The 22,490-nt window shown below is 62.5% G+C and carries 26 protein-coding genes; 13 read left to right on the plus strand and 13 right to left on the minus strand.

Annotated features, from left to right (window positions below; genetic code table 11):
- Nucleotides 1–76 precede the first annotated feature (76 nt).
- The 4 genes from ACYVM5_RS20935 to egtB all read right to left on the minus strand — a co-directional run bounded on the left by ACYVM5_RS20935 (nucleotide 77) and on the right by egtB (nucleotide 5,153).
- Complete coding sequence (locus ACYVM5_RS20935; protein ID WP_460620029.1) at nucleotides 77–1,435, minus strand: MATE family efflux transporter; 1,359 nt, start codon at nucleotides 1,433–1,435, stop codon at nucleotides 77–79.
- 155 nt (nucleotides 1,436–1,590) lie between these two features.
- Nucleotides 1,591–2,694, minus strand: coding sequence for a pyridoxal phosphate-dependent aminotransferase (locus ACYVM5_RS20940; RefSeq protein ID WP_460620030.1), 1,104 nt, complete (start codon nucleotides 2,692–2,694; stop codon nucleotides 1,591–1,593).
- A 146-nt stretch (nucleotides 2,695–2,840) separates the two neighbouring features.
- On the minus strand, nucleotides 2,841–3,815 hold the full coding sequence (egtD, locus tag ACYVM5_RS20945) for an L-histidine N(alpha)-methyltransferase (protein WP_460620031.1): 975 nt from the start codon (nucleotides 3,813–3,815) through the stop codon (nucleotides 2,841–2,843).
- A 39-nt stretch (nucleotides 3,816–3,854) separates the two neighbouring features.
- Nucleotides 3,855–5,153 carry an ergothioneine biosynthesis protein EgtB gene (gene egtB / locus ACYVM5_RS20950; RefSeq protein WP_460620032.1) on the minus strand — a complete coding sequence of 433 codons (1,299 nt, stop codon included), beginning with the start codon at nucleotides 5,151–5,153 and terminating at the stop codon, nucleotides 3,855–3,857.
- 275 nt (nucleotides 5,154–5,428) lie between these two features.
- Between egtB and ACYVM5_RS20955 the strand changes: the two genes are divergently transcribed.
- From ACYVM5_RS20955 to ACYVM5_RS20970, 4 genes are all read left to right on the plus strand, one after another.
- Nucleotides 5,429–5,692, plus strand: a complete 264-nt coding sequence (locus tag ACYVM5_RS20955; protein WP_460620033.1) for a con-10 family general stress protein — start codon at nucleotides 5,429–5,431, stop codon at nucleotides 5,690–5,692.
- A gap of 45 nt (nucleotides 5,693–5,737) precedes the next feature.
- Nucleotides 5,738–6,808 carry an o-succinylbenzoate synthase gene (locus ACYVM5_RS20960; RefSeq protein WP_460620034.1) on the plus strand — a complete coding sequence of 357 codons (1,071 nt, stop codon included), beginning with the start codon at nucleotides 5,738–5,740 and terminating at the stop codon, nucleotides 6,806–6,808.
- Between the two features lie 188 nt (nucleotides 6,809–6,996).
- Nucleotides 6,997–8,184 (plus strand): aspartyl protease family protein, encoded by a 1,188-nt coding sequence (locus tag ACYVM5_RS20965; RefSeq protein ID WP_460620035.1) that lies wholly within the window; start codon nucleotides 6,997–6,999, stop codon nucleotides 8,182–8,184.
- Nucleotides 8,185–8,244: 60 nt separating this feature from the next.
- On the plus strand, nucleotides 8,245–8,622 hold the full coding sequence (locus tag ACYVM5_RS20970) for a DUF423 domain-containing protein (protein WP_460620036.1): 378 nt from the start codon (nucleotides 8,245–8,247) through the stop codon (nucleotides 8,620–8,622).
- Nucleotides 8,623–8,705: 83 nt separating this feature from the next.
- Here ACYVM5_RS20970 and ACYVM5_RS20975 read toward each other — a convergent pair whose 3' ends face one another.
- The 4 genes from ACYVM5_RS20975 to ACYVM5_RS20990 form a co-directional block, all read right to left on the minus strand.
- A complete protein-coding gene (locus ACYVM5_RS20975) occupies nucleotides 8,706–9,242 on the minus strand; it encodes a DUF1573 domain-containing protein (protein ID WP_460620037.1) in 537 nt (178 codons plus the stop codon).
- Nucleotides 9,243–9,407: 165 nt separating this feature from the next.
- On the minus strand, nucleotides 9,408–10,844 hold the full coding sequence (locus ACYVM5_RS20980) for an ATP-dependent DNA helicase (protein WP_460620038.1): 1,437 nt from the start codon (nucleotides 10,842–10,844) through the stop codon (nucleotides 9,408–9,410).
- Nucleotides 10,845–10,906: 62 nt separating this feature from the next.
- Nucleotides 10,907–11,443, minus strand: coding sequence for a hypothetical protein (locus ACYVM5_RS20985; RefSeq protein WP_460620039.1), 537 nt, complete (start codon nucleotides 11,441–11,443; stop codon nucleotides 10,907–10,909).
- Nucleotides 11,444–11,455: 12 nt separating this feature from the next.
- Complete coding sequence (locus ACYVM5_RS20990; protein WP_460620040.1) at nucleotides 11,456–11,899, minus strand: PaaI family thioesterase; 444 nt, start codon at nucleotides 11,897–11,899, stop codon at nucleotides 11,456–11,458.
- A gap of 70 nt (nucleotides 11,900–11,969) precedes the next feature.
- Between ACYVM5_RS20990 and ACYVM5_RS20995 the strand changes: the two genes are divergently transcribed.
- The 4 genes from ACYVM5_RS20995 to coaD all read left to right on the plus strand — a co-directional run bounded on the left by ACYVM5_RS20995 (nucleotide 11,970) and on the right by coaD (nucleotide 14,706).
- Nucleotides 11,970–12,596 carry a DUF4126 domain-containing protein gene (locus tag ACYVM5_RS20995; RefSeq protein ID WP_460620041.1) on the plus strand — a complete coding sequence of 209 codons (627 nt, stop codon included), beginning with the start codon at nucleotides 11,970–11,972 and terminating at the stop codon, nucleotides 12,594–12,596.
- 126 nt (nucleotides 12,597–12,722) lie between these two features.
- The gene (locus ACYVM5_RS21000; RefSeq protein WP_460620042.1) at nucleotides 12,723–13,226 is read left to right on the plus strand and encodes an NUDIX hydrolase; all 504 of its coding nucleotides are present in this window, start codon (nucleotides 12,723–12,725) and stop codon (nucleotides 13,224–13,226) included.
- 129 nt (nucleotides 13,227–13,355) lie between these two features.
- Nucleotides 13,356–14,231 (plus strand): DUF3822 family protein, encoded by an 876-nt coding sequence (locus ACYVM5_RS21005; protein WP_460620043.1) that lies wholly within the window; start codon nucleotides 13,356–13,358, stop codon nucleotides 14,229–14,231.
- Nucleotides 14,232–14,238: 7 nt separating this feature from the next.
- Nucleotides 14,239–14,706 (plus strand): pantetheine-phosphate adenylyltransferase, encoded by a 468-nt coding sequence (gene coaD / locus ACYVM5_RS21010; protein ID WP_460620044.1) that lies wholly within the window; start codon nucleotides 14,239–14,241, stop codon nucleotides 14,704–14,706.
- 8 nt (nucleotides 14,707–14,714) lie between these two features.
- Here coaD and ACYVM5_RS21015 read toward each other — a convergent pair whose 3' ends face one another.
- Both ACYVM5_RS21015 and ACYVM5_RS21020 read right to left on the minus strand, forming a co-directional pair.
- Entirely contained in the window at nucleotides 14,715–15,179 is a 465-nt protein-coding gene (locus ACYVM5_RS21015; protein WP_460620045.1) for a hypothetical protein, read from the minus strand.
- 41 nt (nucleotides 15,180–15,220) lie between these two features.
- Nucleotides 15,221–15,928 (minus strand): NUDIX hydrolase, encoded by a 708-nt coding sequence (locus tag ACYVM5_RS21020; RefSeq protein ID WP_460620046.1) that lies wholly within the window; start codon nucleotides 15,926–15,928, stop codon nucleotides 15,221–15,223.
- Between the two features lie 139 nt (nucleotides 15,929–16,067).
- On the opposite strand from ACYVM5_RS21020, the gene ACYVM5_RS21025 reads away from it, so the two are divergent.
- Entirely contained in the window at nucleotides 16,068–16,571 is a 504-nt protein-coding gene (locus ACYVM5_RS21025; RefSeq protein ID WP_460620047.1) for a metallophosphoesterase family protein, read from the plus strand.
- 171 nt (nucleotides 16,572–16,742) lie between these two features.
- Here the strand turns inward: ACYVM5_RS21025 and ACYVM5_RS21030 are convergent, their stop codons facing one another.
- On the minus strand, nucleotides 16,743–17,048 hold the full coding sequence (locus ACYVM5_RS21030) for a hypothetical protein (RefSeq protein WP_460620048.1): 306 nt from the start codon (nucleotides 17,046–17,048) through the stop codon (nucleotides 16,743–16,745).
- A gap of 263 nt (nucleotides 17,049–17,311) precedes the next feature.
- Between ACYVM5_RS21030 and ACYVM5_RS21035 the strand changes: the two genes are divergently transcribed.
- From ACYVM5_RS21035 to ACYVM5_RS21050, 4 genes are all read left to right on the plus strand, one after another.
- Nucleotides 17,312–18,358, plus strand: a complete 1,047-nt coding sequence (locus ACYVM5_RS21035; RefSeq protein ID WP_460620049.1) for a threonine aldolase family protein — start codon at nucleotides 17,312–17,314, stop codon at nucleotides 18,356–18,358.
- Nucleotides 18,359–18,434: 76 nt separating this feature from the next.
- The gene (locus tag ACYVM5_RS21040; protein WP_460620050.1) at nucleotides 18,435–19,715 is read left to right on the plus strand and encodes a cation:proton antiporter; all 1,281 of its coding nucleotides are present in this window, start codon (nucleotides 18,435–18,437) and stop codon (nucleotides 19,713–19,715) included.
- Between the two features lie 49 nt (nucleotides 19,716–19,764).
- Entirely contained in the window at nucleotides 19,765–20,457 is a 693-nt protein-coding gene (locus tag ACYVM5_RS21045) for a metallophosphoesterase family protein (protein ID WP_460620051.1), read from the plus strand.
- The gene (locus ACYVM5_RS21050; protein ID WP_460620052.1) at nucleotides 20,458–21,090 is read left to right on the plus strand and encodes a DNA-3-methyladenine glycosylase family protein; all 633 of its coding nucleotides are present in this window, start codon (nucleotides 20,458–20,460) and stop codon (nucleotides 21,088–21,090) included.
- Nucleotides 21,091–21,238: 148 nt separating this feature from the next.
- Here ACYVM5_RS21050 and ACYVM5_RS21055 read toward each other — a convergent pair whose 3' ends face one another.
- On the minus strand, nucleotides 21,239–21,862 hold the full coding sequence (locus tag ACYVM5_RS21055; protein WP_460620053.1) for a 2'-5' RNA ligase family protein: 624 nt from the start codon (nucleotides 21,860–21,862) through the stop codon (nucleotides 21,239–21,241).
- A 47-nt stretch (nucleotides 21,863–21,909) separates the two neighbouring features.
- A complete protein-coding gene (locus ACYVM5_RS21060; RefSeq protein WP_460620054.1) occupies nucleotides 21,910–22,467 on the minus strand; it encodes a DinB family protein in 558 nt (185 codons plus the stop codon).
- Nucleotides 22,468–22,490 lie beyond the last annotated feature (23 nt).

The raw sequence follows: 22,490 nt of genomic DNA on the forward strand, positions 1-22,490 counted from the left end.
GAGAAGGTCCTTCGCTGCGCTCAGGATGACAGACATCTAACAACACCGAATTATTAAACAGTTTCGATAAAATGCGCTACGGCACGGCTACCGGCTCGGGCACGTAGCCCGGCGCGGTTTCGCGCCGGAAGCGCACGATGAGCACGCCCGCCACAATGGTGAGCCCCAGCAGCAGCCCCGTCCACACGCCCGGCGCGCCAAAATGCAACCGGAACCCCAGAAAATAGCCCAGCGGCAACGCCACTGCCCAGTACGCCAGCAAGGCCACCACGGAAGGCACTTTCACATCCTCCAGCCCACGCAGTGCGCCCAGGCCCATCACTTGCAAGCCATCGGACACCTGAAACAGGGCCGCGATGAGCAACAGCGTACCGGCCTGCGCCACCACGGCCGCATCGTGGCTGTAGAGCAGCGGGGCCTGGTGCCGCAGGGCAATAAACAGTGCCCCCATCGTGGCCATAAACCCAAAACCCAGCACGTAGGCCGCGAAACCGGCCTGCCGGGCCGCCGGCATGTCGCCGCTGCCCATCAGCTTGCCCACCCGGATGGTGGCCGCCGCCGCAATGCCGCTGGCCGCCATGTAGGTTATCGAAGCCAGGTTGATGGCCACCTGATGCGCCGCCAGCGGCACCGCGCCCAGCCAGCCAATCATGATGGCCGCCGTAGCAAAGGCTCCGACTTCAAACGCCATCTGAACGCCAATGGGCGCGCCGATATTGAACAGCCGGGCCAGCGTGGCCCAGTCGGGCAGCCAGCTATGCACGGCGGCGCGGTACTGGTGCAGGCGCTGGGCCAGCAGCACATACGCCCCCATGAGCCCGGCCATGAGCGTGCGGGCAATAAGCGTGGCCCAGGCCGAGCCCATCAGGCCCATCTGGGGTGCTCCCCAGTGGCCAAACACCAGCGCGTAGCACAGGGCGGCGTTCACCACATTGGCCAGCACCGAGAGCCACATGGCCTGCCGCGTGAGCCCCAGCCCCTCGGCAAACTCGCGGAAGCCCTGAAAAATCATCAACGGCAGAAACGACCAACTGATGACCCGCACCCAGGGCGCAGCCAGCGCTTCCACAGCCGGGGCCTGGCCGAGGTAGTGCATGAGCGGCGGCACCAACTGGCCCAGCCCGGCCAGCGCCAGCCCGGCCAGCACACTTAGCCACACCGACGACACCAGGAGGCGGGCCAGGTCGGGCAGGTCGCGGCGGCCGTCGGCGGCGGCCACCAGCGGCACGCTGCCCATGCTCAGGCCAATGCCCAGAATCATGATGACATTGGTGCTGTTTACGCCGAGGCTCACGGCGGCCAGCGGCACGGTGCCCGTGCGCCCCACCAGCACCGAATCGACGAAACTCACCATGATGTGCCCCAGCTGCGACAGCACCACCGGATACGCCAGCAACAGCGTGGGCCGCAAATGAGGACGAATATTACTCAGCATAATTCCCTATAAAAAGCCCGGCAAAGGTACGGGCGAGCCGCTCGCAAGGGGTTAAATCGAAACCACAAGGCCCGATGTAGAGACGCGACACTTCGCGTCTTGGCACTGAACGATTCCCGAACGGCGCATACGCCGAGACGCGAAGTGTCGCGTCTCTACAAACCCACCACGCTCCCGATGATGGCCAGCGCCCGCCGCAAATCGGCCTCCGCCACGGCGTAAGACAGCCGTAAAAAACCCGGGGCGCCGCAGGTAGCCCCGTCCACTACTTCCACACCGGCCTCGGCCAGCTGCCGCACCAGCGTAGCCGATGCTTCCGGTGCCGGCAAACCGGGCGCGAGAAAGCGGGTGAAATCGGCAAAAACGTAGTAGCTACCTTCGGGCGCAGCCACGGTGGGCGCGCCGGGCAGCGCCGCCAATGCATCGAGCAAGAGCTGGCGGGTGGGCTTTAATTGCGCACACAACGCTGCCCCAATGGCCTCGGCGTGCTGCGTGGCGGCTAGTGCGGCCATTTGGGCCGGCACCGGCACCGCCAGGCCGGTGCTGAATATGCGCGCCGCCACGGCCTGCGCCAGCGCGGGCGGGGCCACCAGGCAGCCCACGCCCCAGCCCGCCAGCGCCAGCGACTTCGAAAAGCCGCTCACCACCACATGCCGCTCGTGTGGGCCGGGCAGGGCCAGCAGCGTAGGCACCGGCTCCGGCCCAAAGCTGATGCCTTCGTAAATCTCATCGCTGAGCACCCAGAGGCCCGGGAATTCGGCCGTCACGGCCAATATTGCCGCCCACTCGGCCCGCGAATACACGCGGCCGGTGGGGTTGTTGGGGTTGCTGATGATGAGCAGCCGCGTGGCTCGCGTGAGGGCCGCCCGCAGCATTTCGGGCGTGAGGGCGTAATTATCGACCGCACGGAGCGGCAGGGGGCGCAGGCTGCCGCCGGCCCGCCGCACCAGGTCGTAGAAGCCAAACCAGTTAGGCGTGGGCAGCAGCACATCATCGCCGGGTTGTAGCATTTCACTGAGCAGGGCAAACAGGCCGGCTTTGGTCCCGGCCGTCACGACCACCTGTTCGGCCATGACACCAGCAGCGCCGCGCTGGCGGTAGCGGTGGGCCAGGGCTTCGCGCAGCTCGGGCAGGCCGGCCACGGGGCTCACGGGCAGCGGCAGGCCGTGTTGCCGGGCAGGACGTAGGGCTTCGTCGGCCGCGGCCAGGGCAACTGCGGGCACTGCAAAATTTCCGTAGCCGGAGGCAAGGGTGAGCATGGGGGATTTTTATCGGGGTAAAGACAAGAATCGTCTGTCATCCTGAGCGCAGCGAAGGACCTTATCGCGGCTGCTTTAGCGGAATCACTGCAAAATATTCAACTGTGATAAGGTCCTTCGCTGTGCTCAGGATGACAGGCGCCACGCTACCTAGCAGCCAGCACTACGTCGGCAAAATCGGTAGCCGCATCGGTGAAATACTCCACCACGCGCAAGCCGGCGTCGGCAGCCAGGGCTTCAATCTGGGGCAAGGTAAATTTGTAGGAGTTTTCGGTATGAATCACCTCCCAGGCCGCAAACTCAAAGGTCTCGTCGAGAGCGGCCACGCGTACCTGCTGCGCCCGGTTACTCACCAGAAAGGAGTGCACGGCCCCGTTCAGGGGATTGTAGTCGGTGTAGTGCTGCCAGTGAGCGAGGTCGAAATTAGCCCCCAGTTCGCGGTTGAGGCGGGTGAGCAGGTTGAGGTTGAAGGCCGCCGTTACGCCCTGGGCATCATCGTAGGCCGCCCGGATGCGGCGCGGGTCCTTCTGCAAATCGAAGCCGATGAGCAGGCGGTCGGCCGGGGCCAGGGGGGCGGCCAGTTGCCGCAGAAAATCAAGCCGCTCGGCCGGGCCAAAATTGCCGATGTTCGAGCCCAGAAACAGCACCGCCTTGCTGCCCGGCCAGGTGCGCAGCTGCGTGAGGGCTGTGGCGTAGTCCTCCACCACCGGGGCCACGTTCAGCGCCGGCAGCTCTTCTTTCAGTGCGGCTACCAGCCCCGTCATGGCCCCGGCCGAAATATCCACCGGGGCATAGGTGAATGGGGTGCCGGCGGCCAGCAATTCGCGCAGCAGCAGCTTGGTTTTGGCTCCGTCGCCGGCTCCCAGCTCCACCAGCGCGAAGTCGCCGCCGCCCGCCGGGCTCAGGGCCGCCGCAATGGCCGCACCGTGCTCCCGGAAAATGGCAAACTCGGCCCGCGTGGGGTAATACTCCGGCAAATCCATGATTTGCTGAAACAGGCGGCTGCCCGCGTCGTCGTAGAAATACATCGACGACAGGGCTTTGGGGATGCGGCGCAAGCCATCGGCCACGTGCCGCGCCAGCTCGGTTGCGGAGGGGCTTAGGATAGAAGAAATGGGCATAGAGGAAACTGAAGAAACAAAGAAACACCGCCCGCAGGCCTAGCGCGCCAAGCGAATGCCCGTGAACTGCCAGCGCTTGTCGGCGTGGAAAAAATTACGGTAGCTGACGCGAATGTGGTTTTCGGGTGTGGCGCAGGAGCCGCCGCGCAGCACCAGCTGGTTCACCATAAACTTGCCGTTGTACTCGCCCAGCGCGCCGGCGGCGCGGGCGTAGCCGGGGTAGGCGTGGTAGGCCGAGTAGGTCCACTCCCAGCAGTCGCCCAGCAACTGGTGGCACTGGGCAGGGTCGGCGTCGGCGGGTAGGGGTTGCGGGTCGAACAGGTTGCTTTCAAGCCAGGTACCGGCGCTGGTGGTGGCCCCGAAGTGCCGGGCGGCCGTCTCCCACTCGGCCTCGGTGGGCAGGCGCGCGCCGGCCCAGTTGGCATAAGCATCGGCCTCGTAAAAGCTGATGTGGGTGACCGGCGCCTCGGCTACCACGGCTTGCAGGCCGTGGTGCGTGAAGCGGTGCCAGCCATCGGCGTGCCGCACCCAGTAGAGCGGCGCTTCCCAGCCCTGCGCCTGCGCTAAGTCCCACCCCTCGCCCATCCAGTAGCGGAAATCGCGGTAGCCGCCGGCCTCGATGAAGGCCTGGTATTCAGCGTTGGTCACCAGGCGGTTTTGCAGTTCGAAGGGAGCCAGCAGCACGTCGTGCGCCGCCAGCTCATTATCAAAGCAAAACCCATTTTCCTGAAAGCCTACCCGGTGCACGCCGCCGGGCACGGGCAGCCAAGCAGCTGGTACTATGTCGGCAGCTTCATTGACTGGCAGACCGGCCGCAGGCAGGTATTCGGGAGCCAGTGGGCTGGTGCTGAGAATGTACTTGATGTCGGTGGCCAGTAGTTCCTGGTGCTGCTGCTCGTGCTGGAGGCCCAGCTCCAGCAGCTCGAAAAATAACGGGGGCAGGTCGCGCCGCTCGGTGAGGAGCTGGGCCAGCGCGGCATCGACGTGGGCGCGGTAGGCCAGCACGTCGGCCAAGGCCGGGCGCGAGAGCGTGCCCCGGTCGGCCCGGTTCACGCGCGAGCCCAGGGAATTATAGTAGGAGTTGAACAGGTAAGCGTAGTCTGCGTGAAACAACTGGTAGTCGGGCGCGTACTCCTTCAGCAGGAAGGTTTCCCAGAACCAGGTGGTATGGGCCAGGTGCCATTTGGGCGGGCTTACGTCGAGCATGGGCTGCACCACGGTGTCTTCGGGCAGCAGCGGCGCACACAGGGCCTGGCTTTGGGCGCGCACGGCGCGGTAGCGGGCCAGCCAGGTGGGTGCCACGCGGGCGGCGGCGGGTGAAACGGGGACGTGAGTCATAGCAGAAAAACAGTGGAAAAAGCAAGGCCTCCATCACTAACCGGATTAGCAGTTCGGAGGTTGTGCGGGGGCGTAAATATTCCGAGGAAAACCGGGCAGTTATGGTTCGAATCAAACACGTAGAGCCAGGGAAAAGTACGTAGAAGCTCCTCGGTAAAAAGTGGTATTTACGACCAGTTTCAGCAATAAAAGCAACATTTCAGGTTAGGAAAGGTAGGTAATGTTGACTATCCACACTACCATTGCAACATACAAAACCTTCTTCCCTTAGTCATATGAAAACGAACCTGCTCACTGCCGAGGCAACTGTTACTCCAGCCCTCAAAAGCACTACTCGCCCTGCTAACCGCGTAGGCACCAAGAGTCGGCGCGGCTTCGCCGCCATGAGCCCCGAAACCCAGCGCCGCATTGCCAGCGAAGGCGGCAAGGCATCGCACGCCAGTGGCCGAGGCCACCGCTTCTCAGCCGATGAGGCCCGGGATGCCGGCCGAAAGGGTGGCCTTGTAAGTCGCCGCGGCAAAAGCTCCCAGATAAAGTAACGCCGCAACTCACCGCTGATATGGCTCGGCGCGCATCTTTGCGCCATGCTTCATCTTCGATTATCGCAGCGTACGCTGCGCTTCAGCTTTTCGGCACGCACGTCGCGGGGCGCGCTGGCCGAGCACGTGGCCTGGTACCTACATCTGACCGATGACGCCCGCCCTCTGGTGGAAGGCGTTGGAGAGGCCGCCCCGCTGGCGGGCCTCAGCCCCGATTACGGCCCCGACTTTGCCAAGGCCATTGCTGATTTATGCCAACGGTTCAACGCCGGGGCATTGGCTGCTTTTTCGGCAGCCGATGCCCCGGCGTTTGTGGGTCCGGGGTGGCCGGCGCTCACCTTTGCCCTCGAAACCGCCGCGCTGGACCTGGCGCGGGGCGGCCGGCATCAGCTTTACGACAATGCTTTCAGCCGGGGCGAAGCAGCTTTGCCCATCAATGGCCTGGTGTGGATGGGCGACGCGGCCTTTATGCGGGAGCAAATCCAGCAAAAGCTAGCGGCAGGCTACTCCTGCCTGAAACTCAAAATCGGGGGGCTGGATTTTGCCACCGAGCTGGGCCTGCTGGCCGAAATCAGGGCCGTAGCGCCGCCCGAGCGGCTCACGCTGCGCGTCGATGCCAACGGGGCGTTCGCACCGGCCGAAGCGCCGGCTAAGCTGGAGCAGTTGGCCGCGTTCGACATCCATTCCATCGAACAGCCCATTGCGGCGGGCCAGCCGGCGGCACTGGCTGCGCTGTGCTGCACCTCCCCCATTCCCATTGCCTTGGATGAGGAGTTGATTGGCGTGACCGAGCCCGGGCGGCAGGCGGAGCTACTCGATGGAATACGGCCGGCTTATATCGTGCTCAAGCCCACCCTGCTGGGGGGCCACGCCGCCACTCGCCAGTGGATTGCGCTGGCCGAGGCACGCGGCATTGGCTGGTGGGTTACTTCGGCCTTGGAATCCAATATTGGTTTGAACGCCGTGGCCCAGCTCACGGGCGAGTACAATGTGCATGGCTTTGCACAAGGACTGGGCACGGGCCAACTCTATCACAACAACTTAGCGGCGCCGCTGCACATCAGCGGCGGGGCGTTGCGCTACGCTCCTGCCGAAGCCTGGGAGGCGCTCGGGTAAGCTCAAAAGCGCGGACTATGCCTCAACCTCGGTGGTTATTTGCACCCCAGGCAAATTATAGCGTGTCTTTTCGCTTTATTTACCGGTTGCTTGAGTTGTCCCAGATTATGCGTAGCCCGCACTTGGTGTTTTTGCTGGTTGCCTGGGCCCTTTGCTGGGGGCTGCATTCGCCCGTTTGCGCCCAGACAGTGCCCTTGCCGCCCGGCCCGTTCGAATTCACCCGTGCCAATGACCACCAGACCTCGCTAAGCTTTCAGGTGCAGCGCAACCTGCTGGTGGTGAAGCTGCGTCTGAACGGAGCTGGCCCCTTCAATTTTCTGCTCGATTCCGGCGTAGGCACGTCCATCATCACCTCACCGCAATTGGCCGACTCACTGCGCCTCCACCACGGGCAGTATTTCCGGGTAGTCGGCATGGGCGGGACCGATACCGGCCTGCTCGCCTACCAAACCGACAGCGTGCGCGTGGAGCTGCCGGGCGCAGTTGCCCCGCGCATGAGTTGGCTGGTGATGTCGGAGGATGTGCTCAACCTGTCGGGCTACGTGGGGGTGCCCATCAGCGGCATTCTGGGCTCCGAGTTGTTTCGCAGCTTTGTGGTCACCATTCATTCGGAAATGTCCACGGTGGTGCTCAACGACCCGGCCACCTATCATCCTCCCCGTGGCAGGCGCTGGTCGAGCCTGCCGCTCTCGCTGGAAAATAACAAGGCCTATTTCACCGTGCCCGTGCAGCTCAACGACTCGCTCACGATGCCGCTCAAACTGGTGCTCGATACCGGGGCTAGCCACGCCCTTTCCCTGGAGCTCGACTCGGACCCGCGCATGACGGCCCCCGCCCGCCGCCTGCCAACCGACCTGGGGCGGGGGCTGTCGGGCACGGTGCGGGGCTTTCTGGGGCGGGTGCCGACCCTGCACCTGGGCCGCTACGCCATGCGTTCGGTCCTCACCTCCTTTCCCGATGCCGGCGACGTGCACCGGCGCATCGACGTGCAGCGCAACGGCAACATTGGCTACGAGCTGCTGAAACGGTTTTCCCTCGTTGTCGACTATCCCCACCGCCGCCTGCTGCTCCGCCCCAACACCAAGTTTCGGGAACCCTTCGAGCACGACATGTCCGGCATTGACCTGCTGGCTACCGGCGACGACTACCACCGGTTCCTGATACTCCGGGTCATGCCCGACTCGCCGGCCGCCACCGCCGGCATCGAAGCCGACGAAGAGTTGGTCAGCGTCAATTTCCTGCCGGTCAATACGTTCTCGCTGACGCAGCTCGACCGCATGCTGCATTCCGAAGACGGCCGCGTGCTTCTGCTCGTGCTGCGCAGGCCCGATGGCAACCTCCACACCGCTTCCCTGCGCCTCAAACGGCAAATCTGACGCCCGGGCTTGCGGGCAGGCAGGCTACCTTCGTGCCTTCATTCTCCCCTATTCTTCTTTATGACTGCTCGACTTTTAATTCAGCTGGCCGCCGTGTTTGGCGGCTTGGGCGTGGCCATCGGGGCCTTCGGAGCCCATGCCCTGCACGACATGCTGGTGAAAGCCGGCCGTGCCGACACCTTCGAAACCGCCGTGCGCTACCAGTTTTACCACGCCCTGGCCGCGCTGGCCGTGGGCGTGCTTTGGGCCGCCCGCCCCGAGCTGCGCAGCCTGGGCACCACGGGTGCGCTTTGGCTGGGCGGCATTGTGGTGTTCAGTGGCTCGCTCTACGCGCTGTGCTTCACGGGTATAACCAAGCTGGGCGCGGTGGCCCCCATCGGCGGGCTGCTGTTTTTGGCGGGCTGGGTAAGCCTAGCTCTGGCCATGCGCGAGCTATAAGGCTTTGTCGAAAAGCCCAATAAAAAAGGCCGCCTGCAAATGCAAGCGGCCTTTTTTATTGGGCTTTTATTTCAAGCGAAAGCTTATTTCACTTTGGCTTTCAGCTTGGTGTCGCCCGACTTCTCTTTCACCTTCTTGCCGTTGTCTTTCACGGTAGCCATCGGCGTGGTGTCGGTCACGGTCATGCTGGGGGTGGCGTTGGCAGCGGCCGTGGTGGCTTCTTTCACTTCACCAACCAGCGAAACGGTGGTGCTGCCAGCGGTGGCGTTCGACTCAATGGTCAGCACTTTGTTCTGCATGCCCATTTTGCCGGCCGAGTTGAAGTGGGCGGCGATGGTACCGGTTTTGCCGGGGGCTACGGGAGCCTTGGTCCACTCCGGAGTGGTGCAGCCGCAGCTCACACCAATGTTGGAGATGATGAGGGGAGCCGTGCCGGTGTTCTTGAACTTGAACGTGTGGTCAACAGTACCACCCTGCACCACAGAACCGAAGTCGTACTTCACTTCTTCAAACGTGATGGCAGGGCCAGCCGTAGTGGCGGCTTTAGCAGCCGGAGCCTGGGCCTGGGCGGAGTAGGCAGCAGCGGTCAGGCTCAGGGCGAGAAGCAGGGTTTTTTTCATAAAATTCAAAAAGAAGAAACGTTGATGGGCTGAGGGATGAACAAATTTAGTGCTTTCGGGCGCACTCACAAATTTCTGACCAAACTAGCCGGCCATGCCTGAAGAAACGGTGAAGTCTTTCTCAACGAAGTGGCTTGCTTTATGATTCCGTGTTGTTCCTGCGGCTTAGTCCTCTTCCACCGGGTCGCTTATCAGCTTCTGCTGAAAGTTGAGCAGAAACAGCCGCTCCGAGGCGCGCGTGATGGCCGTGTAGAGCCAGCGCGCAAATTCGCCCGCCAGCGGCTCGTCGGGCTTCAGAAAGCCGTGGTCCACGAACACGGCTTGCCACTGCCCGCCCTGCGCCTTGTGGCACGTCAGGGCGTAGGCAAATTTTACTTGCAGGGCGTTGAGGTAGGGGTCTTTGCGCATCTCCTTGTAGCGCTCGGCCTTGGTTTTGAGGTGGGCGTAGTCCTCGCTCACGGCCATATACAGGGCATTGTTGCGGTCCGAGGGCAGGGCCGGGCTTTCGGTGTGCAGCGTATCGAGCAGCAACTTCACTTCGATTTCGGGCTCGTCGGGATAGTCCACCAGCCGCACCTGGGCCTGCGCGAAGTGGAAGCCGTACATCTCCTCGCGGCGCACCACTTTCGTGATTTGCAGGAAATCGCCGTTGGCCAGGAAGCCAATTTCGGAGTCCTTCGGCAGCCAGTAGTAGTTGTTGCGCACCACCATGAGGTAGTCGCCGCCCTCAATTTCCTCCTCGGCATCGAACAACGCCCGCCGGATAAGCTGGTTGTACTGATTAGCGTTGCGGTTGGAACGGCAAATGATGGTGGTGTTTTCGTGGCCAAACTGGCGGTAGGCCCAGCGCAGGCCGTCCTCCAGCTTGTCGCCGCCCATCTTAAAAATATCGCGGAAACCCTTAGTATGCAGCTGGATATTGGGCGCTTCCTCCCGCAATTCTTCGCGCAATTCGGTGGCATTCACCAGAATGCCCGACTGCTGGGCCTGCCGCATCACCTGGCGCAGTTCCACGCTGCCCACGTCGGCCCGGAAGCGGTGGGCCAGCAGCTCCGGGTCGAGGGCCGGGCTCAGGAGCTGGCCCACCGGCGGCAGCTGCGCCGTATCGCCGATGACGAGGAGCTTGTTGCTGGTTTTCTCGAACACGAAGCCCATCAAATCATCGAGCAAACCGTTCTCGCCGAAGGCTTTCTCATCCGAAATCATCGAGGCTTCGTCCACAATGTAGAGCGTCTGCTCGGCGCGGTTGGGCTGGCGCTGGAAGTTGAGCCGTTCGGATGGCGAACCGCTGGTTTGGCGGTAAATCTTCTTGTGGATGGTGCTGGCGGGCACGCCCGCGTAGCCGGCCATCACCTTGGCGGCGCGGCCCGTGGGGGCCATCAGGGTGTATTTGCGCTGCATCTTGTGCAGCCACTGCACCAGGGCGCTCACCACGGTGGTTTTGCCGGTGCCCGCGTAGCCGCGCAGCACAAACACCTTGCGCCCCGGCAACTGGTCCTTCAGAAACGCGTCGAGCTGCGTGAAGAGCAGGGCCTGGTCGTCGGTGGGCTCGTAGGGGAAGTAGTCGCGGACGGACGGGGTGCGGAGGGAGAGTAATGACACAGTTATTCAGTAAGATATTTATCTGCTGCCAACGAGTGCAGGGACAGCTTCTTTTTGATGCGCTAAGTTTTAAACTGCCAATAGGTGCTTTGTTTCCATAGCCCAAGCCCTTGAGTCAGGATATAACGCAAGGTATTCAGGCTCTCCAGCTTCCACTGCATCGGACCATTCAAGTGCCAAGGCACATCAATTTCTGAGTTGAGATACGGACCATTTTTGGCATAAAGCATGTCAAAAACTTGGTCACGTTTCGGGTTGTGTGCATTGCCCACGAATGGCTTTTGCACGCCGGCACTCAAATCATCAAACAAATTCCAGGCCCCCAAACATTCCTCAACCGGCTGTTCGGTACCATGAGCCAACCAATCGGCTACTGCGTCAAGATTAGTTGGCTTATTTACTTGGCTCTCCAGTTCCTGACCTAAACCAAGCACGAAGGAATTTAGCTGCTGGTATGTCTCGAAAATGGGCACGCTGTTTTGGGCATCAACCCAAAGCGACTCTCGTTCCGGTTCTGGTCGGTCCAGCCATAGGAGAAATCCCTCGCGCTGTTGCCAGCGCACATGGTATGGATAGTACCTGGTGCCCTTATTTTCCATTACCGGGTTTTGTCACTGCGGTTCAATCACCGCCATCGTGGCGCTGGCTTTGGCAATCAGCAGGTCGTCGCACCACACCTCGGCTTCGCAGAAATGCAGGCGGCGGCCGGGTTTCAGCACCCAACCAATGGCGCGAAGCTGGCGGCCCACGCCGGGGTTCAGGTAGGAGATTTTCAAATCGGACGTGACCACGCCGAAGGTGTCCGGCACCAGCGTCACGGCCGCGAAGCCGGCCACCAAATCGGCCAGCGTAGCAATGAGGCCGCCGTGCGCGAAGCCGCGTTGCTGCAGGTGCTGGTTTTCCAGGGTAAGCTCGACCTCGATGCGGCCGGGCATAATAACCGTCATTTCAGCCCCAATGAGGTGCATGAAGCCCTGCCCGAGCAGCTTGCGGCGGATGCGGGTTTCGAGGTCAGTGGTGGTAGCGGAAGCAGGAGCGTGGTTTTCTGAAGACATTCGCCAAAGGTACTGGGCTACGGCTCGTGCCCGTATCTTTCGGCGTCACAATTCAGCTTTCGCAATGGTCATGGAACAGGTCCCGGCAATGCAGTTTCTGGTGGCGGGCGCGCTGGGCCTGGGGCTGGCGGCGTGCAGCGGGTTTCGGGTATTTGTGCCGCTGCTGGCGGCCAGCATTGCCTACCACACCGGCTACCTGGCCCCGGCGGCGGGCTTTGCCTGGCTGGGCACCTGGGCGGCACTGCTCACGCTGTCCACGGCCACGGTGGTAGAAGTGGCCGGCTACTACATTCCGCTGGTTGACCACGTGCTGGATACAATGACCACGCCGGCCTCCTTCATAGCCGGCACCATTCTCATGACCTCGGCCCTCCCCCACCTCGACCCCACGCTGCGTTGGACGCTGGGCATCCTGGTGGGCGGCGGCACGGCCGGCCTGGTGCAAACCGGCACCGCGCTGCTGCGGGGCGCCTCCACCGCCACCACCGCCGGCCTGGCCAACCCCGTGCTGGCCACCGTCGAAAACACGCTGGCCGTGGGCGGCGTGGCCATCACGCTGCTGCTGCCGCTGGTGGCGGCTGGGCTGGTGGTGTTGCTGCTGGCGTTCATCCTGAGCCGGCTGCGGCGCGGGCGAATGCGCCGCCGCGCGGCAGCTACGAGCCGGCTGGAACAGGGCCAACGCCAGCCGGGCACATAACTTTCTCACTAAGAAATTCTTACTCCGGCGCAGGTATAATCGGCAAAACAATGTCGTTTCGAGGGCGTTTGCCGTACAAGGCTGCCGCCTGATAACCCGACGGCCTTTCACCCTTCCCAACGAGCTATGCCCGATTCGCCGAATATTTCCCCCGATACACTCCTGCAGGCATATTCTGGTAAAGTTAGGGTGCGGGTTGGGGGGCTGTTGCTGCGCGATGGCGGGCTGCTGCTGGCGGGCCACCGGGGCCTGCTGCCGCAGGATGCGCCGTTCTGGTCGCCGCCGGGCGGGGGCTGGCAGTTTGGCGAGAGTCTTAAAGAAGCTTTGGTGCGGGAATTCCGGGAAGAAACCGGCCTGACGGTTCGGGTGGGGCGCTTTCTGCATCTGCACGAGTTCAGTACCGATAAGCTTCAGGCCCTGGAGCTTTTCTTCGAAGTAATAGCCGACGCCGACGCCCAACCTACCCTGGGCCACGACCCCGAACACGCCGCCGACCGCCAGCTACTCACGGAGCTACAGTGGTTTACACCCCGCCAGCTGATGCAATTGCCCCCGGTGCAGGTGCATCCATTGCTGCGCATGATGCTCAGCCCCGACGACTTATTTGTGCCCCAGATACGCTTTGTCTGATTAATAATCCGGAATTCAACGCTGCACACGGAGCGGAAAACAGCGGGGCCTGCCCGGTCCGGTTGCCGCTGCTTCCACAGGCGCGGCCTTATCTTTAGCCCCGGCCGTTGGCCTGCTTAGCTTCGATTCGTGCCTGCTCCCACTACTTCAGCCTCTTTCGCGTCGGCGGCGGCGTTGCCGCCCCTGCTGCGCCTGCGCGATGAAACGTTTGACCCCGCCAATCTGGGGGCCTACAATTTGTACCTGCTGGCCAGCCCCGCCCGCCTGCACGTGGCCGTGGCCGATGTGGAACGGCGCAAATTTGTAGTGCTCGAGGACTACCAACTGCCCACTGGTGGCGTGCCAGCCCTGGCCGCCCAGCACGATTTCCTGGGCTTGCGGGGCTGGAATGCGGTGCGGCTGGCCGTCACGGGCCGGGCCTTCACGCTGCTGCCGGCCCCGCTGTTTCGGGCCGGCGACGAAGCCGCCACCCTGCGCCTGCACCACACCCCCACGCCCACCGAAGTGGTGCGCCACACCACCCACCCCGGCCTGGAATTGGTGAACGTATTTGCCGCCGACGCTACGCTGGCCGAATGGCTGACCGCCACCTACGGTGCCACCGGCCGCCTGCTGCACCACACCAGCGCCCTGCTGGCGGGGTTGGTACACCAACGCGGGGCCGCCTCCCCGCGCCGGCTATACCTCAACCCCGGCCCGCAGGAGCTCACCTTGGTAGTGCTGGGCCAGCACCTCGAATACTGTAACGTGTTCCCCTGCACCACCGCCGAGGACGTGGTGTATTACACCATCCTCGTGATGCAGGAATTAGCTCTCGACCCCGACCAGGACGACGTGACCGTGTGGGGCGAGCTCACGCCCGATTCGGCCGTGTTCAGCCTGCTGCGCACCTACGTGCGCAACGTGCATTTTGGCACCCGGCCCGGCAACGTGCAGTACAGCTACCGGCTCAACGACGTGTATGAGTACCGCTATTTCGACCTGTTCAGCCTGCACTTTGCCTGATAGCGCCATGCCCCGCATTGCCCTTTTCCCCGGTTCCTTCGACCCGTTCACCAATGGCCACCTCGACATTGTGCAGCGCGGGCTGGCGCTGTTCGACCACGTTATCATTGCCATTGGCACCAACAGCAGCAAGCAGCGCTACCTGCCGGTTGAGCAGATGCAGGGACTGATTGCTGGGCTTTTCCAAAACGATTCGCGGGTTTCGGTGCGCACCTTTAAAGGCCTCACGGCAGAATTTGCCCGCGAAACCGGCGCTAACTTCCTGTTGCGGGGCCTGCGCAACAGCCCCGATTTCGAATACGAAAAGCCCATTGCCTACGGCAACCAACACCTCAATGCCGGCCTGGAAACAGTGTTTCTGCTGACCTCGCCCACGCTGGGAGCCATCAGCAGCACCATCATCCGCGACATTCACCGTTTCGGGGGCAATGTCGATGCTTTTCTACCATTTTCGCTGCCGCCTCTGGCGCAGTAGCGCAGCGGTTACTGGCTGAGCGCTAGTGCCAGCACCCGCAGGCCCATGAGCTGGGTGGGGCGGTTCCGCTGAAAAAATGGCAGCACCAGGTAATCCGGCGAGTTGAGCTGCAGGCCGCTACGGGTCATCAGGTCATTTTCGTTGCTGCCCATCAACAGCAACTCATTCACCCGGCGCGTGCGGGCATCATAGCCCACCACCATGGTCAGGCCCCGGTGCTGAAACAGCACCGTCGAATCCAGTCGCTCATCGGAATGGATGGACGGTACCCGCGTGGGGTCGGTGAAGGAATCCGGCATGGGCAGGCGCGGTCCCAGCTGCTGGCTTATCTCATCAATGGTGAGCGGCAGCAGCGCCGACACATTCAGCTGCGGTAGTTTCAGGGCCGGAGCGGCTGCGGAGGGCGCGGCGCGGTCATGGTTGGGCTCGTGGGCGCCCGAACAAGCCCCCACCCCAACCAAGAGCAGACTCACTATAAGTATCCGAAACCACTGCATAGCCCGGCAATGTACGGTTATTTCCCGCTCGCCGGTTCTTTGGTCGGCTTCGACTTGCCGGCCATCTCGCTCAGGTAGTGGCGCACCACCAGCGCGATGGAGGCATAGGAATCTTCCAGTTTGGCCAGGGCCTCCTGCGGCGACATCCAGCGTACTTCCTCAATATACTCCTCGGTCTGGGGCTTCATCAGGCTGTCATCGAGGCACTTCATCAGAAACCAGCTGGTTTTCTTCAGCATCTTGTTGCCCTTATAGGCGTAGCTGTGCCAGGTGCTGGGCAACTCTTCGCCGAGTTCGAGCTTAATGTTCGTTTCTTCCTCTACTTCGCGCAGGGCACCGGCGGCCTGGTCCTCGTCGCTCTTAAGCTTGCCCTTGGGCAGGTCCCACTTGCCGAGGCGGTAAATCATCAGCACCTGGTCGCCTTTCACCACCAGCCCGCCGCCGGCCTTGGCAATTTTGAACTGGTCTTTGAAGTGCAGGGTGATGAATTTTTTCTTTTTGACCAGCATGGTCAGCGACTTCAGCTTTTTCAGCTTCTTCACCTCCATCAGGCGCAGCAGACGGTCGATGAACAGCGGGCCGGCGTCGCGCACCAGCACATCGCCCACCAGGTCTTTCGATGTGAAGTCATCGTCGGGACTCAGGATAAGGTCGAACTTATGCTTGTACACTTTTTCGCTGAGCTTCTTGATAACCAGCGGAATGTCGTTGATGAAAATGTTCATCGGGAAAAGCGAATTGAGGGAAGACTTCGGCCAAAAGCAGGCGGCCGACGTCAGGGAATAAAATTAAGAGGCTGGTCGGTGGTAGCGGCTGCAAGATACGGGAATGGGCCGATTTGCCGGCCGCCCCCATCTTTGCGGCATGACACGTATTGGCCTGCTTTCCGACACCCACGGCTACCTCGACGAGCGAATCGCGCATCATCTGCGCGACTGCGACGAAATATGGCACGCCGGCGATTTCGGCGATGCCCGTGTGGTGGACGAACTGCAGGCCTTAGCGCCGCACTTTCGGGGCGTGTACGGCAATATCGACGGCACGGACGTGCGCCGCACCCAGCCCCTGGTCCAAGACTTTGAAATTGAGGGGCTGCGGGTTTTGATTACCCACATTGGCGGCTATCCGGGGCACTACGCGCCCGCCGCCCGGCCCCTGCTCGACCAGGCGCGGCCGGGGCTGTTCATCACCGGGCACTCGCACATTTTGCGGGTAATGCCCGACCCGCGCCGCCACCTGCTGCACCTAAACCCGGGCGCGGCCGGGCGCCACGGCTTCCACCAGGTACGCACGCTGCTGCGCTTCGGTATTAGCGGCGGCAAGGTGGTGGATTTGCAGGCCGTGGAATTGGGTAAGCGCAGCAGTTGACGCCGTCTGTCGTTGCGCTGTGCTCCACCCGCAATAACAACCGCCACCCATGAGAAAGCCAACAAGCCCCGCAACCTGCAAAACAGGAAACGGGGCTTGTCGAATTTTGGGCCTAGCCAACGAAACCGGACGAATTGCTTCAGCCCGACACGATGACAAACGGAAAATTACTTACAGAGCAATTTCGGGCTTGGGGTGCTCGCCTTCCTGACCGTCGGCGTTCACCGGCTTGGTCACGGCATCAGCAGCATCGAAAGCGGCGGCGTTGTCGGCCGTTTCGGTGGTTTTAGCAGCCTTCTTGGCAGGAGCTTTGGCGGCGGGAGCAGCAACTGCGGTGGTGGTGAAGCGCGATTTCAGCTCTTCGAGGTCCACGTTTTTCAGAACGGGCGTGCGGAGCAACTCCTTGATGATGTGCTGCTTGTTGTTGGCGCGGGCAATGTTCTTGCGGTGCTTGCGCTTGAGGCGGGTAACGGTCATGGTGCCGGAATGATTAGAGTCTAGGGCTTACGAAACGGAGGGCAAAAGTAGGGCTTTCATTTTGAAAGTGCAAGCCTGCGAGGCATTTTGCTGAATTACTGCGCATTCGCCCAGGCGACGGCTGCCGGGTTCCGGGCGCTACTTTTGCCCCGGCCGTGCGGCCCGGTTTGGAGGCTTCGTAGCGCTGGTTTGCGGCTCTGGAGCTTGCCGGGCGGCTTTTGCCATGTCATTTTCCTCCGGCACCTTCCCTATACCTCAACATTATGCGCCCTGAAAACCCTGCCCTTCCCCTGGTCGATTTACGCTCCGATACCGTGACCCGCCCCACGCCTGCCATGCTGGCTGCCATGTGGGCCGCGCCCGTGGGCGACGACGTGTACGAGGAAGACCCCACCGTGCGCCGGCTTGAAGAAGCCGCCGCGGCCCGTTTCGGGCTGGAGGTCGGCCTGTTTTGCCCCTCGGGCACGATGACCAATCAGATTGCCATCAAGGCCCACACCGAGCCGCTGAGCGAGGTAATTTGCGAGCAGACGGCCCACGTTTATTTGTGGGAAGTGGGCGGCATTGCGTTTCACTCCGGCGCGTCGGTGGCGCTGCTGCCTGGCGAGCGGGGCCGCCTCACGGCCGCGCAGGTGGAAGCCGCCATCCGGCCCGAAAACGTGCATTACCCCACCACCCGCCTGGTGTGCCTGGAGAATACGCACAACCGGGGCGGCGGCAGCTGCTACAGCTGGGACGACATGGCCGCCATCAGCGAAGTGGCGAAAAAGCACGGCCTAGCGCGCCACCTCGATGGCGCGCGCATTTTCAACGCATTGGTGGCTACCGGCCAGCGCAGCGAAGATTATGGGCAGTTGTTCGACTCGATTTCGGTGTGTTTGAGCAAGGGGCTGGGCGCGCCGGTGGGCTCGGTACTGCTGGGTTCGGCCGATTTTATTAAGAAATGCAAGCGCATCCGCAAGGTGATGGGCGGCGGGTGGCGGCAGGCCGGCTACCTGGCCGCTGCCGGCCTTTTCGCGCTGGAAAATCATGTGGACCGCCTGGCCGACGACCACCGCCGCGCCGCCCAGCTGGCCGCCACGCTCCGCCTGCAGCCCTACGTGGCGGAGGTGCTGAACCCGGAAACCAACCTCGTTATTTTCCGTCTGCACGACAGCCTGCCCGCCGCCGACTTCCTGGCCGCATTGGAGGCGCAGGGCATCCGGGCCAGCAGCTTCGGGCCGCAGTGGATTCGGTTTGTAACGCACCTGGATGTGGATGATGCGATGGTGGCGCGCATTGAGGCAGCTTTATCAATGATTAATGGCTAACGGTCAATGATTAATGGACTACTTGGTCCACATAGTGCAATTAACCGTTAATTATTAACCACTAATCATTACCCTATTGGACCTCTACACCGCCCTTGCGCTCCTGCTCGTCATTGCGGCGGCTTTTGCCTACGTCAATCTGCGTTATCTGAAGATGCCTACTGCCATTGGGCTGATGGTGCTGGGGCTGGTGGCGTCGCTGGCGCTGGTGGGGCTGGCGCAGTTCGAGGTGAAGCCCGTGCTGAAGTTTGCGAAGTTGGTGAACCGACTGGATTTCAGCACCATCGTGATGCAGGTGATGCTGGGGTTTCTGCTGTTTGCGGGCGCTATTCACGTCGATACCCGCAGTCTGGGGCGGCTGCGCTGGCCGGTGAGCGTGCTGGCACTGGTGGGCACGCCGCTGAGCACGGGCCTGGTGGCCGGGGCCATGTACCTGCTACTGCCGTGGTTTGGGCTGCCCACACCGTTTATCTACTGCCTGCTGTTTGGGGCGCTGATTTCGCCTACTGACCCGGTGGCCGTGCTTAGCATCCTGACCAAAGCCAACATTCCGAAATCGCTCGAAACCAAGATTGTGGGCGAGTCGCTGTTCAACGACGGCGTGGGCGTGGTGCTGTTTGTGGTGACGCTGGAAGTGGCTCTGCTGGGGCCGGGCGACGTGACGCTGAGCCACGCGCTGGGCATCTTTCTGCGCGAAACGGTGGGCGGATTGGCCCTGGGCACGGCCCTGGGGCTGGGCGCGGGCTGGCTGCTGCGCACCATCGACAACTACCAGGTGGAGGTGCTTATTACGCTGGCGCTAGTGGCTGGCGGCACGGCCCTGGCCACGTACCTGCACACTTCGGGGCCACTGGCGATGGTGATGACCGGGCTGCTGGTGGGCCATTTCAGCCGCAGCGGCGGCATGCTTTCGGATGCGTCGCAGGACTACGTGGACAAGTTCTGGGAGCTGATTGACGAGGTGCTGAACGCGCTGCTCTTTGTGCTGATGGGGCTGGAAGTACTGGTGCTGCACATTCCCGGGCGCACGGTGCTGGCGGGGCTGGCGGCCATAGCGGTGGTGCTGGTGGCGCGGCTGGCGGCGGTGGCCCTGCCGCTGGGGCTGCTGCGGGTACGCAACACATTCCGGGCTTCCGACCACAGCCTGGCCGTGCTCACCTGGGGCGGCCTGCGCGGCGGCCTGTCGGTGGCGCTGGCCCTGAGCCTGCCCGCCACCATGCCGCGCGAGCTGCTGGTGGGCATTACCTACGTGGTGGTGGTGTTTTCGATTATTGGCCAGGGCCTGACCATCGGGCCGCTGGTGCGCTGGCTGGGCGTGGCGCAGCCGGGTACAGACGAGGCAAAAAAACACGACTAAAACACTTCCGGCAGGACCTTTCCACCATCTCTTCACTGTTTTAAAAGCCATGAATCTATTCATCATTGGCGATGTGCACGGGTGCTTTCACACTTTCAGCGAAATGCTGAAGCGCTGGGACCCGGCCACCGACCACCTCATTCAGGTGGGCGATTTAGTAGACCGCGGTGCCCACATTCCCGAGACTGTGGAACTGGCCCGTCAGCTCAACGAGCAATATCCCGAGTCGACCACCTTCCTGATGGGCAATCACGAGGACGCACTGCTGCACCACTTCAGCCCCCAGGGGCCCTACCCCGGCTGGCTGAACTGGGGTGGCCGCAGCACCACCGACCAATATAAATTGCAGCCCAAACTGCTGGCCCGGCACCTGCCCTGGCTGGAACAACGCCCGCTGCTGTGGCAAAACGACCACGTACTGGTCAGCCACGCCGGCCTGGCCGACATACCGATGGCCGTGGCCATGGACCGCGACAGCTCCGACGGCATCCTGTGGCGGCGGGGGCCGCTCCGGCAACTGCCGCAGCTGCAAGTAGTGGGCCACACGCCCACCGACGGCGGCGAACCGTTTTTCGACCGCACCACCAATACCGTGTACCTCGACACGGGCGCGGTGTTCGGGTACAACCTCACGGGCCTGCGCCTCTCGCCCACTGGCAAGGTACTCGACATTATCATGCTCCCCGTCAATCCCGACGACCTGCCGGACAAGGCCCGCTCCGCCCATATTACTCCCCGTTAAATGCTCAACCAAGCCGCCATCGAACACCTCTCGGCCGCCGACCCGATTCTCGGGGCCGTCATTGCCAACGGCCGCGACATTCACCCGCGCCCCCACGAAGACCTGTACCTGGCCCTGTTGCGCGCCATCGTGAGCCAGCAGATTTCGACCAAAGCGGCGGCGGCCATCTGGAAACGCTTTCAGTCATTGTTCCCGCCCGAAGGCTACCCCGAGCCCCGCGAAGTACTGGCCCTGAGCGAAGACGAACTGCGCGCCGTGGGCCTCTCGCGCCAGAAAGCCGGCTACCTCAAGGCCATTGCCGAGTACAATGAGCGTGGCCTGCTCGACTACGAGCACCTCACCAGCCTCTCGGAAGAGGCCTTCACCCAGCACCTCACCGCCATCAAGGGCGTGGGCCGCTGGACGGCCCAGATGCTCCAGATGTTCGCCCTCGACCAGCCCGACGTGTTTGCCGAAGGCGACCTGGGCGTGCAAAACGCAATGCGCAAGCACTACGGCCTGGAGGAAACCGGGCGCGCCCTCCAAAAACGCATGATTGTGATTGCCGAGCCCTGGCGGCCCTACCGCTCCCTGGCCTGCAAATACCTGTGGCAAAGCCTGGACAACGGCACCCAGATTCCGCCGTCGGTGTAACAGGATTCGATGCTTAAATAGTACGGTCATGCAGAGCGCAGCGAAGCATCTTTACCGCTCAACCAAACCCAATCGAACAAGATTAGTGGTGGTGAGCAAGATGCTTCGCTGCGCTCTGCATGACCGTTATTGATTATCCTGCATTCCCCTACCGTTCCTTCGCCACCGCCTGTTCTACCCCCAGTTGGAACGTTTCTTCCTGCAGGAACAAGTCGCCCTGCTGGCGCAGGATGGCGAGGTTGTTTATCTCAATTTTCAGGTTGTAGGTTTCCTCGTTGAGGTAACTCAGCACCGGGCCGAGCAGGTCGGGGGTGGTGTCGTGCAGAGCCAGGGAAATGTGCGGCAGCCAGCAATCGGGGCCACTGAACTTATCGGTGCGCAGGCACAGCGGCGCGGTGGCTTCGATGATGCGGTGGTGCAGGGCGTTGAGGGCATCAGAGCGCAGCACGGGGATGTAAATAACGGGCCGCTCGCCCGGAAACACGCCCAGGCCGGTGGTGAAGGCCGAAAAAGGCTCGGTGGTAGCAGCCACGTCGGCCAGCACTTCCTTCAGGGCCGAGAGCTTGTGCACGCCGGCCAGCTGGTAGGTCAGGTGCGGGTCGGGAGTGGCCTGCACGTCGTCGAGGCCGAATTTCTTCTCCAAGCGCTTGATGATGCGATTGATGTGCGCGGCGTGAGGAGGCGTGAGCAGGGTGGTGATGGCAAGCATATAGGGCGGGGGCCAATCGGTGTTCTCGGCGGGGCAGCCGGGCAGAAAATCAGGCTGAATCATTGGCATGTTGCTTACGGGAGTACGGCCAAGTAGATGCACGAGTGGCCTTATTTGCGAGCCTGCATGGCTTGGTTGAACTGCTGGCTCTGGCCGCGCGGGATGCTGAGGGACTGAAAATCATCGCCCCGAATGATTTTGGCCAGCTGCACCAGCTGGCCTACGTGCGAAGCATAATGGGCCACCTGCCGCTGCACGGCCTCCAGCACCGTGTGCGCCTCGCCCCGGATGGTAACGGTGCGCAGCAAATCGGCCGGTTGTAGCTCATTCAGCAAATCAAACAATACGCCCCACGCGGCCTCCCACTCCCACCGCAGCGCCGGGATACCGGCTGCGCTCTGGGGCTCCTCAAACTCCTGGTCGCGCTGGCGGGTGGGCTTTTCGCCGTCAGTGGTCAGGAAATCGGTGAAGCGCGAGCGCAGGTTGCCGGCCATGTGCTGCACGATGACGGCGGCGCTGTTGCTGCCCGGCGCGGGCCGGTGCAGCCACTCCGCATCGCTGAGCTGGCCCAGGGCGCGGTCGGCCAGGGTTTTATATTGCTGAAAGCTGTGGCGGAAAGAAGCCAGCAGGGCCGCGCCCAGGGCGTCGGCGGCGGAGGGGGTAGGCATGGCCTAAAAGTAATGAATCCGGC

This window comes from Hymenobacter ruber, from assembly GCF_054783255.1.

Coding starts and splice junctions, on each gene's coding strand:
- ACYVM5_RS20935 (WP_460620029.1), bottom strand. CDS start 1,435: ATGCTGAGTAATATTCGTCCTCATTTGCGGCCCACGCTGTTGCTGGCG.
- ACYVM5_RS20940 (WP_460620030.1), bottom strand. CDS start 2,694: ATGCTCACCCTTGCCTCCGGCTACGGAAATTTTGCAGTGCCCGCAGTT.
- egtD (WP_460620031.1), bottom strand. CDS start 3,815: ATGCCCATTTCTTCTATCCTAAGCCCCTCCGCAACCGAGCTGGCGCGG.
- egtB (WP_460620032.1), bottom strand. CDS start 5,153: ATGACTCACGTCCCCGTTTCACCCGCCGCCGCCCGCGTGGCACCCACC.
- ACYVM5_RS20955 (WP_460620033.1), top strand. CDS start 5,429: ATGAAAACGAACCTGCTCACTGCCGAGGCAACTGTTACTCCAGCCCTC.
- ACYVM5_RS20960 (WP_460620034.1), top strand. CDS start 5,738: ATGCTTCATCTTCGATTATCGCAGCGTACGCTGCGCTTCAGCTTTTCG.
- ACYVM5_RS20970 (WP_460620036.1), top strand. CDS start 8,245: ATGACTGCTCGACTTTTAATTCAGCTGGCCGCCGTGTTTGGCGGCTTG.
- ACYVM5_RS20975 (WP_460620037.1), bottom strand. CDS start 9,242: ATGAAAAAAACCCTGCTTCTCGCCCTGAGCCTGACCGCTGCTGCCTAC.
- ACYVM5_RS20985 (WP_460620039.1), bottom strand. CDS start 11,443: ATGGAAAATAAGGGCACCAGGTACTATCCATACCATGTGCGCTGGCAA.
- ACYVM5_RS20990 (WP_460620040.1), bottom strand. CDS start 11,899: ATGTCTTCAGAAAACCACGCTCCTGCTTCCGCTACCACCACTGACCTC.
- ACYVM5_RS20995 (WP_460620041.1), top strand. CDS start 11,970: ATGGAACAGGTCCCGGCAATGCAGTTTCTGGTGGCGGGCGCGCTGGGC.
- ACYVM5_RS21000 (WP_460620042.1), top strand. CDS start 12,723: ATGCCCGATTCGCCGAATATTTCCCCCGATACACTCCTGCAGGCATAT.
- coaD (WP_460620044.1), top strand. CDS start 14,239: ATGCCCCGCATTGCCCTTTTCCCCGGTTCCTTCGACCCGTTCACCAAT.
- ACYVM5_RS21020 (WP_460620046.1), bottom strand. CDS start 15,928: ATGAACATTTTCATCAACGACATTCCGCTGGTTATCAAGAAGCTCAGC.
- ACYVM5_RS21025 (WP_460620047.1), top strand. CDS start 16,068: ATGACACGTATTGGCCTGCTTTCCGACACCCACGGCTACCTCGACGAG.
- ACYVM5_RS21030 (WP_460620048.1), bottom strand. CDS start 17,048: ATGACCGTTACCCGCCTCAAGCGCAAGCACCGCAAGAACATTGCCCGC.
- ACYVM5_RS21035 (WP_460620049.1), top strand. CDS start 17,312: ATGCGCCCTGAAAACCCTGCCCTTCCCCTGGTCGATTTACGCTCCGAT.
- ACYVM5_RS21045 (WP_460620051.1), top strand. CDS start 19,765: ATGAATCTATTCATCATTGGCGATGTGCACGGGTGCTTTCACACTTTC.
- ACYVM5_RS21050 (WP_460620052.1), top strand. CDS start 20,458: ATGCTCAACCAAGCCGCCATCGAACACCTCTCGGCCGCCGACCCGATT.
- ACYVM5_RS21055 (WP_460620053.1), bottom strand. CDS start 21,862: ATGATTCAGCCTGATTTTCTGCCCGGCTGCCCCGCCGAGAACACCGAT.
- ACYVM5_RS21060 (WP_460620054.1), bottom strand. CDS start 22,467: ATGCCTACCCCCTCCGCCGCCGACGCCCTGGGCGCGGCCCTGCTGGCT.